Below are 13,694 nucleotides of genomic sequence, written 5' to 3'. Positions count from 1 at the left end.
GATAAGATGGGTAATCGTATTTGAACTACTGAACAGTATTCATGAGTAATCACCCCGATCTCTCTGAACTCGATGCCTTTGCCGCCGTCGCTCGCCATCGCAGCTTCCGTAAGGCGGCCGACGAGCGTGGTGTTTCGGCTTCCGCGTTGAGTCACGCGTTGCGAGCGTTGGAAGCACGCCTGGGCATCAGGCTGCTGAACCGAACCACTCGTAGCGTGACCCCTACCGAGGCCGGCCAACAGCTATTGGCCACGCTGGTACCGACGCTGAACCAGGTTGCCGATGTATTGGCGCAATTGACCTCGATGCAGGAAGTGCCCGCTGGCAAACTTCGCCTTAACGTGGCGCGTCCGGCGGCTCGTATCGTTTTTGCAAAAGTGCTCGCGCCCTTCGTGGCCAGGTATCCCCGTATCCAGTTGGACCTGATCACCGACGATGGATTGACCGATATCGTGAACGACGGATTTGACGCTGGAGTCCGCTTTGGTGAAAGCCTGGCCGGTGACATGATCGCAGTCCCTGTCGGCGCACCTCAATCGTTCGTGACCGTTGCTTCGGATGCCTATCTGGCCGCAAAGGGGATCGCGCACGCCCCCCGCGACTTGCTCGAGCATTCGTGCATTGCCAGGCGTTTTCCCAGCGGCAAACTTTACGCTTGGGAGTATCAAGCAGACGGTCAACCGATACGGTTATCCGTCACAGGCCCGCTCATTCTGGAAGACGATGCGCTGATGATCCAGGCGGCGAAAGATGGCGCTGGGATTGCCTATGTCTACGAGGAGCTGGCGCGTGACGAAATCCGCAAAGGGCATCTCAGAGAGATACTCCAGGAATGGAAAGCACCGCCAAGCCGATTCTTTCTTTATTACTCCAGCCGACGCCATGTGCCGCCGGCCTTGAACGCCCTCATCGAATTCATCAGAGTGGGCGACTTGCGAACCTGATTCAGAACCATCGCGACTGGCAGTCTCGATGACTGCCTCGGGTTGAATCCGTCGAAAGCGGCTCTATTTTGTGGCGCAAATCACCCTCCACCCTACGGTTCACTGGCTGACTGCACAGGCAATGAGGCAGTCATCTGAGCGTGGCAAACCTCGAGTATTTCATCGGCCAGAGACGAGTCATCCGGGCAAGCACGCGATAACACGATCGCGCCGACAGCATGCGCCAACATGTCGATCATCTTCACTCTCGCGTCCCCAGGTGCCGCATCTGGCCCCGATGGATACTTTTCCCCCAGCGTTTGCAGCGTGCGCTCGATACCTTCGGCAAACGCCGCCTTCAGCTCGCAAGGCTGGCGCGCAGCGTCGCCACTCAAAGCAGCCATCGTGCATCCGCTGCCGCGCCCGTCCCGGTGATCCCTCGACACATACAAATCGATAAACCCCTGAATATCGAGCGCTTCAGCACTGGCTAGCGATCGGGAAAGGCTGTGGGCGGAGGCTTCAGCCATCAAATCAGCCTTCGAGCCGAAATGTTTGTAGAAACCTCCATGGGTGAATCCGGCAGCCGCCATGAGGTCCGCCACGCCTACACCGTCAAAACCTCGCTCACGAAACAATACAGAGGCCGTCTCGACGATGTGCTCGCGATTGGCCTGTGCCTGGGCCTTGGTCACTCTCACGTGCAATACCTCGTTTGCGCTTGGAAATCATGCGCCCATGGTACATAGATGTTGAACGCAATCAAATTCATTGACAGCTTAGATTTCGATCATCATCCTAATCCCGAACAACAGCGCTATTCATCAACGGGCAGGGAAGAAACACCACATGACCGACCAGAATCTGTTCACTCCCTACACGCTGGGCTCCCTGACGCTATCGAACCGAATCGTCCTCGCTCCGTTGACGCGCAACCGTGCAGGCGAAGGCTGCTCGGTTTTTCACTCGGCGGATTCGTCGCTCAGGACATCGCCCTGAAGGCTCCCGGACTGGTGCGCAGAATGATTCTCGCCGGGACCGGACCTGCCGGTGGCGCAGGTATCGACAGGGTCGGTTCAGTGGCATGGCCATTGATGATCAAAGGCTTGTTGACGCAGCGAGGTCCCAAGTTCTACCTGTTCTTTACCTCGACGGCCAACGGCCGCCAAGCCGCATCGGAGTTTTTGAAACGTCTGAAAGAACGCCAGAAAGATCGAGACAAAGGCCCAACGCCCACCGCTTTTCTACGGCCGTTGAGAGCCATCGTCGCAGGAGGCAAACAGGCGCCACAAGACCTCGGCCGCCTGCGAATCCCGGTACTGATAGCCAACGGGGACAAAGACCTCATGGTGCCCACAGTCAACTCGATCGCGCTGGCAAACCGCATTCCCAACGCACAATTGATCATTTACGAAGATGCCGGGCACGGCGGAATTTTCCAACATCATGTTGATTTTGTGGAAAAGACTTTGGCGTTCCTCGATGCCTGACAGCAATGAGTTTTATCGCACCAACTTTGCAGGGAACCCTTCCCTCCCTCATTCGAACTGACGAGAGCAGCATCATCATGAAGGCATTTTTTATCGATCGCTACGGCAAACAGAATGGGCATATAGGCGAAGTGCCCGACCCTTCGGTAGGTGTCCATGACGTCCTGGTTCAAGTGCATGCCGCAAGCGTGAACCAGTTGGACTCGAAGATCCGCACTGGCGAATTCAAACTGATCCTGCCCTATTCATTTCCGCTGGTGCTGGGCAATGATCTGGCCGGAATCGTGGTTGGGACAGGCTCGGCGGTGAAGCGATTCAAGCCAGGAGACGAAGTCTATGCACGCCCGCCTGAGGGACGGATCGGGACTTTTGCTGAACTGATTGCGGTGAACGAAAACGCGCTCGCGCTGAAACCCTCAAATATCAACATGGCTGAAGCCGCGTCCATCCCCTTGGTCGCTCTGACGGCCTGGCAGGCGCTGGTTGAAACCGGTCACTTGAAAAAGGGCCAGAAGATATTGATTCACGCCGGATCCGGCGGTGTCGGCACCATTGCCATCCAACTCGCCAAACACCTCGGAGCCTTTGTTGCGACCACCACGAGCACCCCGAATGTCGAGTGGGTGAAGGCACTGGGGGCGGACGTGGTCATCGATTACAAACAGCAGAACTTCGAAAGCGAGTTGCACGATTATGACGTGGTATTGAACAGCCTGGGCGCCGATGTACTGGAGAAATCGCTCAAGGTTCTGAAGCCTGGCGGCCAGCTCATTTCCATTTCGGGACCGCCGACGGCGCAGTTCGCCCAAGAGCAGGGATTGTCCTGGGGGTTGAGGCAAATCATGCGCCTGTTGAGCAGCGGTATTCGAAGAAAGGCACGCAAGCAGGGTGTCGGCTATTCATTTTTGTTTATGCGCGCAAATGGCACGCAACTACAAGAAATCACCACGCTCATCGAAGCAGGCGTTATCAAACCGGTCATTGATCGATCCTTTCCCTTTGAATTAACGGCAGATGCTTTGAGGTATGTCGAACAGGGCAGATCAAAAGGCAAGGTCACCGTTAAGATCAAATAAGTACTTACATAAAATGCCAGTAGACAAAGCGCATCCTGCCAAGCATCAGAATCCGTCACCGGAACCCATTGAGCCGGCCCCGCAAAACCCCAATAAAAAGGAACAGCTGCAACCGAACGTCACGCCTGTAGAACCGCAGACAATCATTTGGCGTAGCTTGATGCTTGAGCAGTAATGAGAAATGGTACGGGCTTCGCCGTTGAACAGGTATTGCAGGGGGTAGTTGCGCTAAAACGTCACCGCATGCTTTCGATCAAGACTGTCGCCAAAGCCACGGATCACTTCCAACAACGACTTCACCCGCAGCGGCAGATTCCCGGCCGGGTACACCGCGTGCATCTGCGGGCTCTCACCGCTGCTGGAGGTGAGCTTGTACTCGGGACACACCCGCAGCAGGCGCCCCGCTTTCACTTCGGGCTCCGCCATCCAGTCCGCCAGGCGGGCGATCCCGACGCCCGCCAGGGCCGCCTGGAATACCGCCAAACCGGAGCTGAAACGAAACTTTGGATGAACCCGAAAGCTGATGGCCTGCTCTTCACTGCGGAAATTCCACTCCTTGAGAATCCGCGGCGCCGTATGCAGGATCAGCGAGTGCGATTCCAGCGCCTCGATGGAGTCGGGCATCCCGCGCCGCTCCAGATACCCGGGGCTGGCATACAGGTAACGTGAATAATTCCAGAGCGGATAGCCGATCAGGTCACTGGATTGCGCAAACGCGCCGCGAATCGAGAAGTCCAGCTTGCTCTTGGCCGGGTCGATGGTCTCATCGGTGAAAATCACATCGACGTTCACGTCTGGATAACGCTCGCTGTACTGCGCGATCAATCGGGGCAATACCCCGTGTCCGAGAAACTCGGGGGCGGAAAAGCGGATCCAGCCATAGGCCAGGCCGCTGAGACCGGCCAGGTCTTCATCCGCCTCACGTTGCAGATCCAGCATTTTGTAAGCGTGAGGCATCAAGCGCTCACCCGCTTCGGTCAAGCTCACGACATTGGAGGAGCGATTGAATAACTTGACCCCGACACTTTCCTCCAGGGCTTGAACGGCACGGGTCAGCGCACTGGGGGAGCGCCCCAGAGTACGTGCCGCCGCGATGAAGCTGCGCTTGCGAGCCACCGTCGCGAAGGCTTCAAGTTCCCCCAACATATTCAATGCCACCGACCACCTCATTGCACTTTTCACAACGTGGCATTGCAACACAAAAAAAGCGCTTCCGTTAACCTTCCCGCTCAACTCACAAGGATGTAAGTGACAGGGGCAGAAAATGACCGAGCAAGCAGGCGCAGCTTTCGCAAGAGACACCGACCGACATGCCTGGGCAGCGCATGATTTAACGGCAATGGGTAAGGCGGCGATTGATGATGGGGAGAAGGCGGTTACGCCAAGACCTGCTCAAACGAAGGATGAAGCCGGGATTTAACATCCATTAACCCTGATATGAGCCCCGCGCTTTCGGAACATCCTGATCTCCATGAGGGTCACTTCCCATGGCGCCGGTGCGGCAAACCCAGGATGGGGCTGAGCCGTTGAGCATTCTCACCGAAGAGTTTTCTGCAAAGCTGGCAGCCTTCAATGCCCTGACTCGCGACATGCGTGAGGCGGGAATTGCAATTAAGGCGTTGGTGCTTGCCGATAACAAAATTTTCGTCGATCAACGAAATGTCGAGCTGTTATCGCTGCAGTTTGGGCACGAGCTTCGCGCAATGCGCTGCAGCGCCGATGGGCGCTTTGCCCGAAATATGGCAAAGATCCGTGGCGTTGGCGTGGTCTGGTTCACTTTGATTAAGGAGCAGAACGATTGACCCAATCTCTCGACGACTCAATTGAGGCTTTACGGGAGGCGGCAGGGTGCGACCAACTGACCCTGATTTGGGCGCTATGAAACACGTTGAAACCGCTGGACCCTCACCACCCTTTCATCATCAGAGCCTGATTTCATGGTCGATATTGTCATCCTTTGCGTATTCGCCTTCGCCGCCGGCCTGATCGATGCAGCGGTGGGCGGCGGCGGACTGATCCAGATACCCGCGCTGTTCAACGTGCTGCCCACGGCGCAACCGGCGGCGCTGTTAGGTACCAATAAGGTTGCGGCAGCGTGCGGCACCGCATTCGCGGCTCGGTCCTTCGTGCGCAAGGTGGTGATCGACTGGGGGCTGGTGATCCCGGCCGCCTGTGCAGCCTTTGTCATGGCCTTCTTCGGAGCGGCCACGGTGTCGTTTGTACCCCAGTCGATGATCCGGCCGGCGGTGCTGGTATTGATCGTGCTCATGGCGATCTACACCTTCTGGAAAAAGGACTTCGGCGCCCTGCACAAGCCCATGCGCATCGGTACCAAGGAAAAACTGCTGGCGATCGTCATCGGCGGTGCCATCGGCTTCTACGACGGACTGTTCGGTCCCGGCACTGGCAGCTTCCTGATCTTCCTGTTTATCCGCTGCTTCGCCTTCGACTTCCTTCATGCCTCGGCGTCAGCCAAGCTAGTGAACATCGCGACCAACGTAGCGGCGCTGATGTTCTTCATTCCGACGGGTAACGTGCTCTACCTGATCGCAATTCCCATGGCGGCATTCAACATCCTGGGCGCACTGACCGGCACCTGGCTGGCGGTTCATAAAGGCGTGCCCTTTGTCCGGGCTCTGTTCCTGGTGTTGCTGGTGATCCTGATCGGCAAACTGTCCTACGACCTGTTCCTGTAAACCTGAGGAAGCATCGGGAAAAATTCTTCAGCCCGCAGACGGAGTTCCGTCTAAGCGTTCAAGACGGATTGCGAGGAGCTGCGAACTCGAAACAGGGGAGAATAACCGTCCGTAACTCTGCCCCGGCAACCTCGAACCCTTCGCTATTCTTAACCACACACCACCGTTGGCACGGCTGAATGCACGGCTGCGGCATCATCGTCAGGAGTAAGGATCCGGGTAAGGAGCACGCCACCTCAACAGAGTATCGAATAATGAAAATGCTACTGATGGTCGAGTTTCCCCATGAACCCTTCAACGCACTTGTCAGGTCCGGAAAAATCGGCGAAATCATGAACCGCGTGCTGGAAACCATTAAGCCGGAGACGGCTTATTTCACTGAGCAGGATGGAATGCGAAGTGGGATTTTTCTGATCGATGTAGAGGACCCGTCCGAAATTCCCGGCTATGCCGAACCCTTCTTTCTCAACTTTCAGGCCAACTGCAAATTCCGAGTGGTCATGAGTGCGCAGAACCTGCAAGACGCGGGTCTGGAGGAGCTCGGAAAAGCCTGGGGATAAGGTGCGATCAATGAATGAAGAACCTGTGGCGAGGGAGCTTGCTCCCGCTTGAGTGCGTAGCACTCACAAAAATCGGCAATTGCTGTCGGATTTTGGGGGCCGCTACGCAGCCCGGCGCAAGCAAGCTCGCTCGCCACACGGCATTCCAAAAACAGGTTGATAAGCACAGATTATTGCGGCTGAAATGTCTGAAGGTAGGCCAACAGGTTTTCGACCTTCTGCGGATCGCTGAGGCCCCAGAAAATCATCCGGGTTCCGGGGACTACTTCTTTTGGCGCTTCGATATAGGCGGTGAGTGTTTCGCGGGTCCAGATGATGCCTGATGATTTCATCGCGGTTGAGTACTGGTAGTCCGTCGTGCTTCCCGCAGGGCGCCCGAAGATCGCATTGAGCTGCGGCCCAAAAGAACCCCGAGCCGAAGTCCCTACTTGATGACAGCCGCCGCAGATACGGTTAAATAGCTTCTGACCGGCTTCAGCATCCCCCGCCGCTTCTGCTTGCAGGCTGAAGAACCCGGTACTGAGCATCAAGGCGAAGATAAGGATGGCGGCGTTTTTCATGTGGTGCTCCAAATCAGGTGTTGCTGACAGCAAAAACGGGCGGCTATTTCATCATGACTGGCTGCTACACCGAAGCCTTGAAGTTAATCTACAACTCTCTTCGTCCCTTTAACGTCATTGCAGGAGAGCCAGTATGAAACCCGTCGAACCCTTTTATCGGGACGCTGGCGTGGGCCCGGGCGTTGTCTGCTTTCACGCCAATGCGAGTCACTCGGTGCAGTGGCGTGGACTGCAAGATCACCTGGCTGCAAAGTTTCGGGTTATGGCGCTCGATTCGTTTGGCGCCGGCAAGAGCCCGGCCTGGCCCACCGATCGAATCGTCACCCTCAGTGAAGAAGCGCGCTTCGCCGAGCCGGTGCTCGCCCGCGCCGGCGAACCGCTCATTCTGGTCGGTCACTCTTATGGGGGGGCGGTGGCGTTGATCGCGGCGTTGCAGAACCCCGGCCGGGTGCGCGCCATGGTTTTATATGAGCCAACATTATTTGCCCTGCTCGACGCCGAATCGCCGCCACCCAATGAAGCGGATGCCATTCGTGAAGTCGTCGCAGACGCCGGGTTGGCACTTAAGGCGGGTAACCTGGACGCAGCAGCCCAGCACTTCATTGACTACTGGATGGGTGCTGGGGCTTGGGCGCAAACCCCGGAACAACGCAAACCCTCCATCGCTGCCGCGGTGGCCAATGTGCAGGGCTGGGCTCACGCGCTATTGAACGAGCCGACGCCATTACAGGCCTTCCGTTCGCTCAACCTGCCGGTGCTTTTCATGGTCGGCAAAGACTCACCTGCATCGTCACGGGCAGTGGCGCGGCTGCTGACCGGCGCACTGCCGAACGTTGAAGTGGTGGAACTCGAGGGGCTCGGTCATATGGGGCCGATTACGCATCCTGAGGTCGTCAATCAGGTCATCGTGCAATTTATTGAGCGCAGTTGATGTAAGCCATGAATTTCTTATACATCCCGGGCTTCAACGCCAAGACACGTGTTGGGGGTAGCCCTGTATCGGACGTTTTTCGCTATGCTGAATCGACTCTGAAACCAAACCGGAAGCGACGTATCTGGCGCTCTATACTGATTCCCCGTGATGATAATTAGAGCGCAGACGATGCCCGTCATACCTGATCAAAATCCTCCAGTCATCCTGGTCGCGGCTCAACAAAGCGATTTGGACAATCTTGTGGCCATTCGAATTGAGGCCATGCGCGAAAGTCTGGAACGCATTGGGCGATTTGATCCTGTGCGTGCCCGTGAGCGCTTTCTCAACGGTTTTGATTCCCGCAACACGCGTCACATCGAGGTGGCCGGTGAGCGGATCGGTTTTGTTGTGGTCAGGCATCACCTGAAAGAACTGCTGCTTGACCACTTGTATGTGAGACCGGGTGCTCAGGGATCAGGAGTAGGTTCTGCAGTCCTCATGCAGATTTTCAAAGAAGCGGACGCTGCCGCGCGCCCTATCAGGGTAGGCGCTCTCAAAGAGAGCGCTTCGAATCGGTTTTACATCCGTCATGGCTTCCAATTCATCGAAAGCGGCGAGTTCGACAATTACTATGTTCGTCCAGTCGCTCCTGCGACTTAAAACAACGCCTACGCCGACTACAGCGCAGGACGCTGCAGTTTGACCCATTCCTGCACCGTAGGCCGCTGCCATTGACGCTGCGCGTATTCCACCAGCGCGGATGGCACGGCGTCGCCGTTGAGTATCAGCCGGTTGAGCATCAAGGCCAGGTCCACATCGGCGATCGACCATTGCCCGAACAGGTACTCGCGACCGTCAGCCAGCAGCGCTTGTGCAGCACTTATCAGCTTGCGCGCGGCCGATTCGGCTGCGGGCGACAAGGGCGCTGATTTGAGGCCATAAAACACCACCAGTGTGGATCGTTCCTGCCGAATGGGCAGCAGGTCACTGCGCAGCCACGCCTGGACTTGTCGTGCCTTCGCACGCTGCATCAACTCTTGCGGGTAGACCGGCGTCTGGGGGAAAACGTCTTCCAGGTATTCAGTGATCGCCGACGATTCAGACAAGGCAAAGTCGCCATGCACCAGCGTCGGTACGCGCTGGGTCAGTGAGAGGCTGGCATAGTCTTCTGACTGGTTTTCGAACGCGTCGAGATCCAGCGGGCTCAGTTCGAATTCGATGCCCTTTTCGCGAAGGGCCACGAAAACCGACATGGCATAAGGGCTGGTGAATTGAGCATCAACGTACAGGCGCAGGCGGGAATCATTCACGGCGGTCATCTCCATATGGTGAGCAGACACGCTACGAGATCCGATGCCATAAAGAAAATGCATGATTTTTATGGGGGCATTCCTGAGCGGAATACCTGCGATTGACAGCAGCTCAGCTCGTACCCGGTTGAAACTTCTTCCGGTAAGCCGCCGGAAGCAGGCCCACTCGCTGCCGAAAAAGCCTGCGAAAGGAATTGCCATCCTCGTAACCGACTTTGTAAGTGATGCTGTCCAGCGTCATTCGTGTTGATTCAAGAAGCTGCTTTGCCCTCTCCACGCGTAGCGCTTGCAGGTAGGTCAGCGGCGTGTACCCAGTGGCTTCCTTGAAACGCCTTTTGAAGTTCCTGACGCCGAACCCGAATCGCTGGGCCACGTCATTGATCAATAGCGGCTGATGAAAGTTATCCTCCAGCCAATCTTGAACGCGCAGGATATCGCCATCCCCATGGTTCTTCGGCAGTGACCACATGACATAGACCGATTGTTCGCTGCGCACGTTGTCGACCAGCAAGTATTTGCCACACTTCTGCGCCAGCTCCAGTGAAGCGAACCGGCGGATGAGGTGCAGCAAAAGATCCATGGCCGCACTCGCGCCCCCGCAGGTGATGACGCGATTGTCCTCGCAAAGGATTTGCTCCTCCTCCAGACAGACCGCGGTATACCGACGGCGAAAAAGATCGGCAAAGGCCCAGTGCGTGGTGGCACGAATACCGTCCAGCATTCTCGCCTCGGCCAGCATGAACGTCGCCGTACACATTGAAGCCACGACGGCACCTTGCGCATGCTGTTGGCGCAGCCACGGCCCATAACCTGCAAATGCAGGCAAGGCATCCTTCAGGGTGAAGAGGAACCCCGGGATTACCACCAGATCGGTTTGGCAGATTTCGGCGATGGATCGGTCTACGCGTAGCGTCTGCCCGCCCCACGCGGCGACATCACCGCCATCCAATGAGGCGACGACCACATCAAATGGCGTGCTGGTGGTGTCGGCGAACAGGTTGGCGGCACTGAGCACCTCCAGCGCCAAGGTGGCGCTGGCGGCGGAACATTGATCAGCCAGTAGCAGAGTAACGTGCATGAATGAATGATCCGGATTGCGCTTTTCGCATGAAAAAAGTCATTTGTGCACCTACCTTATCCGATTTCTCCGCCCTAAAGTGCACCGCTCTACTCAGCCCTCGGCGTACTTATGAATCTCTGGTTTCGACTGTTCCTGATGCTGTTTCGTCGCCCATGGCGCAAGCCGGTTGATGGGCTGGCCACTACCGTCATCCGCATGCGCGTCTGGCCACTCGATCTTGACCTCAACCGGCACGTCACCAATGGCCGTTATTTCACTATGGCCGACATAGGCCGCATGGACTTCGTCCTGCGCAGCGGTGCCTATCGAGTGGCCCTGCGCCATAGAGCGGTGCCGATTGTTGGGGATACCTGGGGCAAGTTTCGGCGGGAGCTGAAGCTGTTCGAATCGTTTGAGATTCATACCCGCATACTCGGCTGGGACGATAAGTGGAGCTTTATGGAACACCGCTTCGTGAGCAAAGGACGCGTGATTGGCGTCGTCATCATGCGGGGGCTGTTCCGCGCGGCCAAAGGCACGGTCTCACCTGCCGAGTTTGTCCGGGAGCTGGGATTGGCTGAACGGTCACCCGAGATGTCGCCATGGCTGACAGCCTGGTCGCAGAGCTGCGACGACATGAGCCGCCAACTCCGAGAGGAAGAAGGCCTGGCGACTGTCTCTGCCCCCTAACAAGCGGCCAAATAGAAGCTAATATTCCTCTGAATCCCCCTGCCAAGGACTGCAACCATGAGCCGGCTCGAGCTACTGACCAAATGGAATCGCATGATTGTTCGGTTGCAGATTGAACACGAAATCAGTGCCCGGGATTTCGAGAAATTCAGCTGGAAACTGGGCATCCCCTGCGTGGTGCTGTCGGCGATCGTCAGCGCCAGTGTCTTTGGCTCCATCAGTGACTCCTCGCCCGTATGGCTCCAATACGTAGCCGGCGTGCTGTCACTCCTGACCCTGGTGTTGAGTTCGGTTCAGACCTTCCTGAACTTTGACACCCGGGCCGCCGGGCACAAAGACACCGCCGAAAAACTCGGAGCGATATCTCGTGAGATTCAGGACGAAATCGCCAGCGGCAAAGACGAGGCTATCCTGGGCCCAATCGTTTTGGACATCCGCAAGCGCATTGATTCGATTCTGCTTGATGCCCCGACCTTGCCCAAGTCGACGATCAGAAAACTGGGAGATGTCCGCGTCCACACAGAGACACCGCCCGCTGAGCAAGACACCGTGCCGGCTTGATTAGAGGCCAGACTCTGGTTCGCAGCATCGTGAAAGGAGGCGTTTGAAATGCAACTCATCACGTTGAAAATCGACAAGCCGCAAGAGACGAACTTCATTTTGGGTCAGACGCACTTCATCAAGTCCGTCGAGGATATTCATGAAGCGTTGGTCAACGCCGTGCCAGGTATCCAGTTTGGCGTGGCCTTTTGTGAAGCCTCCGGCAAATGCCTGGTGCGATGGTCCGGCACCGATACCGCCATGATCGAACTTGCGCAGAAAAATGCGCAAGCCATTGCCGCGGGCCATAGCTTCATCATTTTCCTGGGCGACGGTTTCTATCCACTGAACGTGTTGAACACCGTCAAAATGGTTCCAGAGGTGTGTCGTATCTTTTGTGCAACGGCCAATCCAACTGAGGTGATTGTTGCTGAGACGGAACAGGGGCGCGGGATTTTGGGCGTGGTGGATGGCTTCTGTGCCAAAGACATAGAAGGCGATGAAGACATTCTGTGGCGCAAGAATTTGTTGCGGCAGATCGGCTACAAGTTGTGACTTTAGTGTTTTTGTGGCGAGCGAGCTTGCTCGCGCTGGGCTGCGGAGCGGCCCCAAAGATCTGATAAGCGCCGATTTTTTGTGAGTGCTACGCACTCAAGCGGGAGCAAGCTCCCTCGCCACAGGTTTATCTCTGACTGAAGATTTTCTTAAAGGCAGGCCTTGAGACTCACCTCCCCGAATTCTGCACGAGTTGCTCAACAAAAAACTCCACATGCCCTCTCGGATGAGTCGGCAAAGGCCAGGTGTCGACGTTGTGAGCCAGGGCCTGGAAGGCGAGAGCGCATTTGGAACGGGGAAAGGCTTCAAACACCGCACGCCCCTTCTGCACGGCTTTGTGCGCACATTCATCGTTGGGTATCGCGCCGACGTATTGCAGCGAGACATCCAGGAACATTTCGGTAATTTTTTCCAGCTTGGCAAACAGATTGCGGCCTTCTGCCGGACTTCCTGTCATGTTGACCAACACCCGAAAACGATGCAGACCGTAGTTCAGGTTGAGCAGTTTGATCAGTCCGTAGGCGCCGCTGATCGAGGTGGGTTCATCGCACACAACCAACATCACTTCCTGCGCCGCGCGGATGAAGTTGACCACTGAGCCACCGATACCGGCGGCCGTATCGATCACCAGCACATCCAGCTTATCGCCAATATCGCTAAAGGACTGGATCAGCGCACGGTATTGCGCAGGCTCCAGATGAATCATGCTCTGCAAGCCCGAAGAGGCCGGGGCAACACGAATGCCTCCAGGCCCAGGCAACAGCACCTCGGACAGCTCGCAACGCCCTTCGATGACATCGGCCAGTGTGTAGCGCGGGGTCAGCCCCAACAGAATATCGATATTCGCCAGGCCGAGATCAGCGTCCAGCAATACGACGCGCCGCCCCATTTTTGCCAGCGCCAACGAAAGGTTAACCGCCACCGTTGTCTTGCCCACGCCACCTTTACCGCCAGTCACAGCGATAACCTGCACGCAATGCACATCATCCATTTTGTCTTCCCTTCCTTGCGCATCGTGTGCCAGTACGTCATGGCCACCGTCCAGATGCCGCAAGAATAGCTGAAAAGCGCGAAATAGCCGCGTTGTCTTCCGACGAGAGGCACTTCGCCACCTGTCATCGAGCCTTTTCAACGAAAACGCCGCTAATTCGTTGATTCAGAGAATGACACTGCGTTCCTGAATGCTTGCTGGCAGATGTACCGATAGAGCCTCAAAGCCCTCATCGATGATGCACTTCGCTGGGCCAGATCAAGGGTGAACACCTGTCCTTCTACAGCAATCTGTTCGGCAGCTATTTTGCCGTTAAAGGCGCCTGAGCCC

General features: G+C 56.5%; 17 protein-coding genes and 1 pseudogene. 12 read left to right on the top strand and 6 right to left on the bottom strand.

What is annotated here, in order from left to right; translation table 11 throughout:
- Nucleotides 1–41: 41 nt before the first annotated feature.
- Nucleotides 42–944 (top strand): LysR family transcriptional regulator, encoded by a 903-nt coding sequence (locus AB3226_RS24760; RefSeq protein WP_367374992.1) that lies wholly within the window; start codon nt 42–44, stop codon nt 942–944.
- Nucleotides 945–1,036: 92 nt separating this feature from the next.
- Here AB3226_RS24760 and AB3226_RS24755 read toward each other — a convergent pair whose 3' ends face one another.
- A complete protein-coding gene (locus AB3226_RS24755; protein WP_367374991.1) occupies nt 1,037–1,624 on the bottom strand; it encodes a TetR/AcrR family transcriptional regulator in 588 nt (195 codons plus the stop codon).
- Nucleotides 1,625–1,813: 189 nt separating this feature from the next.
- Here AB3226_RS24755 and AB3226_RS24750 point away from each other — a divergent pair.
- Nucleotides 1,814–2,413 (top strand): annotated as a pseudogene (locus AB3226_RS24750) (alpha/beta fold hydrolase); the annotation flags it as partial.
- 77 nt (nt 2,414–2,490) lie between these two features.
- The gene (locus AB3226_RS24745) at nt 2,491–3,489 is read left to right on the top strand and encodes an NADP-dependent oxidoreductase (RefSeq protein ID WP_367375843.1); all 999 of its coding nucleotides are present in this window, start codon (nt 2,491–2,493) and stop codon (nt 3,487–3,489) included.
- Between the two features lie 228 nt (nt 3,490–3,717).
- Here AB3226_RS24745 and AB3226_RS24740 read toward each other — a convergent pair whose 3' ends face one another.
- Entirely contained in the window at nt 3,718–4,647 is a 930-nt protein-coding gene (locus tag AB3226_RS24740) for a LysR substrate-binding domain-containing protein (protein ID WP_367374990.1), read from the bottom strand.
- 106 nt (nt 4,648–4,753) lie between these two features.
- Here AB3226_RS24740 and AB3226_RS24735 point away from each other — a divergent pair, with 106 nt between their 5' ends.
- The 4 genes from AB3226_RS24735 (at nt 4,754) to AB3226_RS24720 (ending at nt 6,745) form a co-directional block, all read left to right on the top strand.
- Nucleotides 4,754–4,909 (top strand): DUF3077 domain-containing protein, encoded by a 156-nt coding sequence (locus tag AB3226_RS24735; protein ID WP_367374989.1) that lies wholly within the window; start codon nt 4,754–4,756, stop codon nt 4,907–4,909.
- Nucleotides 4,910–5,015: 106 nt separating this feature from the next.
- Nucleotides 5,016–5,291 carry a hypothetical protein gene (locus AB3226_RS24730; protein WP_367374988.1) on the top strand — a complete coding sequence of 92 codons (276 nt, stop codon included), beginning with the start codon at nt 5,016–5,018 and terminating at the stop codon, nt 5,289–5,291.
- Nucleotides 5,292–5,426: 135 nt separating this feature from the next.
- A complete protein-coding gene (locus AB3226_RS24725) occupies nt 5,427–6,185 on the top strand; it encodes a sulfite exporter TauE/SafE family protein (protein ID WP_367374987.1) in 759 nt (252 codons plus the stop codon).
- 254 nt (nt 6,186–6,439) lie between these two features.
- On the top strand, nt 6,440–6,745 hold the full coding sequence (locus AB3226_RS24720) for a panthothenate synthetase (RefSeq protein WP_367374986.1): 306 nt from the start codon (nt 6,440–6,442) through the stop codon (nt 6,743–6,745).
- 170 nt (nt 6,746–6,915) lie between these two features.
- On the opposite strand, the gene AB3226_RS24715 is transcribed toward AB3226_RS24720, so the two are convergent.
- Entirely contained in the window at nt 6,916–7,305 is a 390-nt protein-coding gene (locus AB3226_RS24715; protein ID WP_367374985.1) for a cytochrome c family protein, read from the bottom strand.
- A gap of 133 nt (nt 7,306–7,438) precedes the next feature.
- On the opposite strand from AB3226_RS24715, the gene AB3226_RS24710 reads away from it, so the two are divergent.
- Entirely contained in the window at nt 7,439–8,236 is a 798-nt protein-coding gene (locus AB3226_RS24710) for an alpha/beta fold hydrolase (protein WP_367374984.1), read from the top strand.
- A gap of 171 nt (nt 8,237–8,407) precedes the next feature.
- On the top strand, nt 8,408–8,878 hold the full coding sequence (locus AB3226_RS24705; protein WP_367374983.1) for a GNAT family N-acetyltransferase: 471 nt from the start codon (nt 8,408–8,410) through the stop codon (nt 8,876–8,878).
- Nucleotides 8,879–8,895: 17 nt separating this feature from the next.
- Here the strand turns inward: AB3226_RS24705 and yfcF are convergent, their stop codons facing one another.
- A complete protein-coding gene (gene yfcF, locus AB3226_RS24700; RefSeq protein WP_367374982.1) occupies nt 8,896–9,528 on the bottom strand; it encodes a glutathione transferase in 633 nt (210 codons plus the stop codon).
- Nucleotides 9,529–9,640: 112 nt separating this feature from the next.
- Nucleotides 9,641–10,606, bottom strand: a complete 966-nt coding sequence (locus AB3226_RS24695; RefSeq protein ID WP_367374981.1) for a GlxA family transcriptional regulator — start codon at nt 10,604–10,606, stop codon at nt 9,641–9,643.
- 111 nt (nt 10,607–10,717) lie between these two features.
- On the opposite strand from AB3226_RS24695, the gene AB3226_RS24690 reads away from it, so the two are divergent.
- The 3 genes from AB3226_RS24690 to AB3226_RS24680 are packed head-to-tail and all read left to right on the top strand — an operon-like array spanning nt 10,718 to nt 12,373.
- Nucleotides 10,718–11,278: a thioesterase family protein gene (locus tag AB3226_RS24690; protein WP_367374980.1), complete on the top strand. Its 561-nt coding sequence runs from the start codon at nt 10,718–10,720 to the stop codon at nt 11,276–11,278.
- 57 nt (nt 11,279–11,335) lie between these two features.
- Nucleotides 11,336–11,839: an SLATT domain-containing protein gene (locus tag AB3226_RS24685; RefSeq protein WP_007904837.1), complete on the top strand. Its 504-nt coding sequence runs from the start codon at nt 11,336–11,338 to the stop codon at nt 11,837–11,839.
- Between the two features lie 48 nt (nt 11,840–11,887).
- Nucleotides 11,888–12,373, top strand: coding sequence for an adenosine-specific kinase (locus AB3226_RS24680; RefSeq protein WP_253549600.1), 486 nt, complete (start codon nt 11,888–11,890; stop codon nt 12,371–12,373).
- A 169-nt stretch (nt 12,374–12,542) separates the two neighbouring features.
- Here AB3226_RS24680 and AB3226_RS24675 read toward each other — a convergent pair whose 3' ends face one another.
- Nucleotides 12,543–13,364, bottom strand: coding sequence for a MinD/ParA family protein (locus AB3226_RS24675; RefSeq protein ID WP_367374979.1), 822 nt, complete (start codon nt 13,362–13,364; stop codon nt 12,543–12,545).
- Between the last annotated feature and the right edge of the window lie 330 nt (nt 13,365–13,694).

The organism is Pseudomonas lini (genome assembly GCF_964063345.1).
GTDB classification, from domain to species: domain Bacteria; phylum Pseudomonadota; class Gammaproteobacteria; order Pseudomonadales; family Pseudomonadaceae; genus Aquipseudomonas; species Aquipseudomonas lini_B.
Note: the sequence above shows the minus strand (reverse complement) of the source record. Positions and strands in the feature narration are given on the sequence as shown.

Bases quoted from the DNA above. Each gene is read 5' to 3' on its own strand.
- AB3226_RS24760 (WP_367374992.1), top strand. From the start codon at position 42: ATGAGTAATCACCCCGATCTCTCTGAACTCGATGCCTTTGCCGCCGTC.
- AB3226_RS24745 (WP_367375843.1), top strand. From the start codon at position 2,491: ATGAAGGCATTTTTTATCGATCGCTACGGCAAACAGAATGGGCATATA.
- AB3226_RS24735 (WP_367374989.1), top strand. From the start codon at position 4,754: ATGACCGAGCAAGCAGGCGCAGCTTTCGCAAGAGACACCGACCGACAT.
- AB3226_RS24725 (WP_367374987.1), top strand. From the start codon at position 5,427: ATGGTCGATATTGTCATCCTTTGCGTATTCGCCTTCGCCGCCGGCCTG.
- AB3226_RS24720 (WP_367374986.1), top strand. From the start codon at position 6,440: ATGAAAATGCTACTGATGGTCGAGTTTCCCCATGAACCCTTCAACGCA.
- AB3226_RS24715 (WP_367374985.1), bottom strand. From the start codon at position 7,305: ATGAAAAACGCCGCCATCCTTATCTTCGCCTTGATGCTCAGTACCGGG.
- AB3226_RS24710 (WP_367374984.1), top strand. From the start codon at position 7,439: ATGAAACCCGTCGAACCCTTTTATCGGGACGCTGGCGTGGGCCCGGGC.
- AB3226_RS24705 (WP_367374983.1), top strand. From the start codon at position 8,408: ATGCCCGTCATACCTGATCAAAATCCTCCAGTCATCCTGGTCGCGGCT.
- AB3226_RS24695 (WP_367374981.1), bottom strand. From the start codon at position 10,606: ATGCACGTTACTCTGCTACTGGCTGATCAATGTTCCGCCGCCAGCGCC.
- AB3226_RS24690 (WP_367374980.1), top strand. From the start codon at position 10,718: ATGAATCTCTGGTTTCGACTGTTCCTGATGCTGTTTCGTCGCCCATGG.
- AB3226_RS24685 (WP_007904837.1), top strand. From the start codon at position 11,336: ATGAGCCGGCTCGAGCTACTGACCAAATGGAATCGCATGATTGTTCGG.
- AB3226_RS24680 (WP_253549600.1), top strand. From the start codon at position 11,888: ATGCAACTCATCACGTTGAAAATCGACAAGCCGCAAGAGACGAACTTC.
- AB3226_RS24675 (WP_367374979.1), bottom strand. From the start codon at position 13,364: ATGGATGATGTGCATTGCGTGCAGGTTATCGCTGTGACTGGCGGTAAA.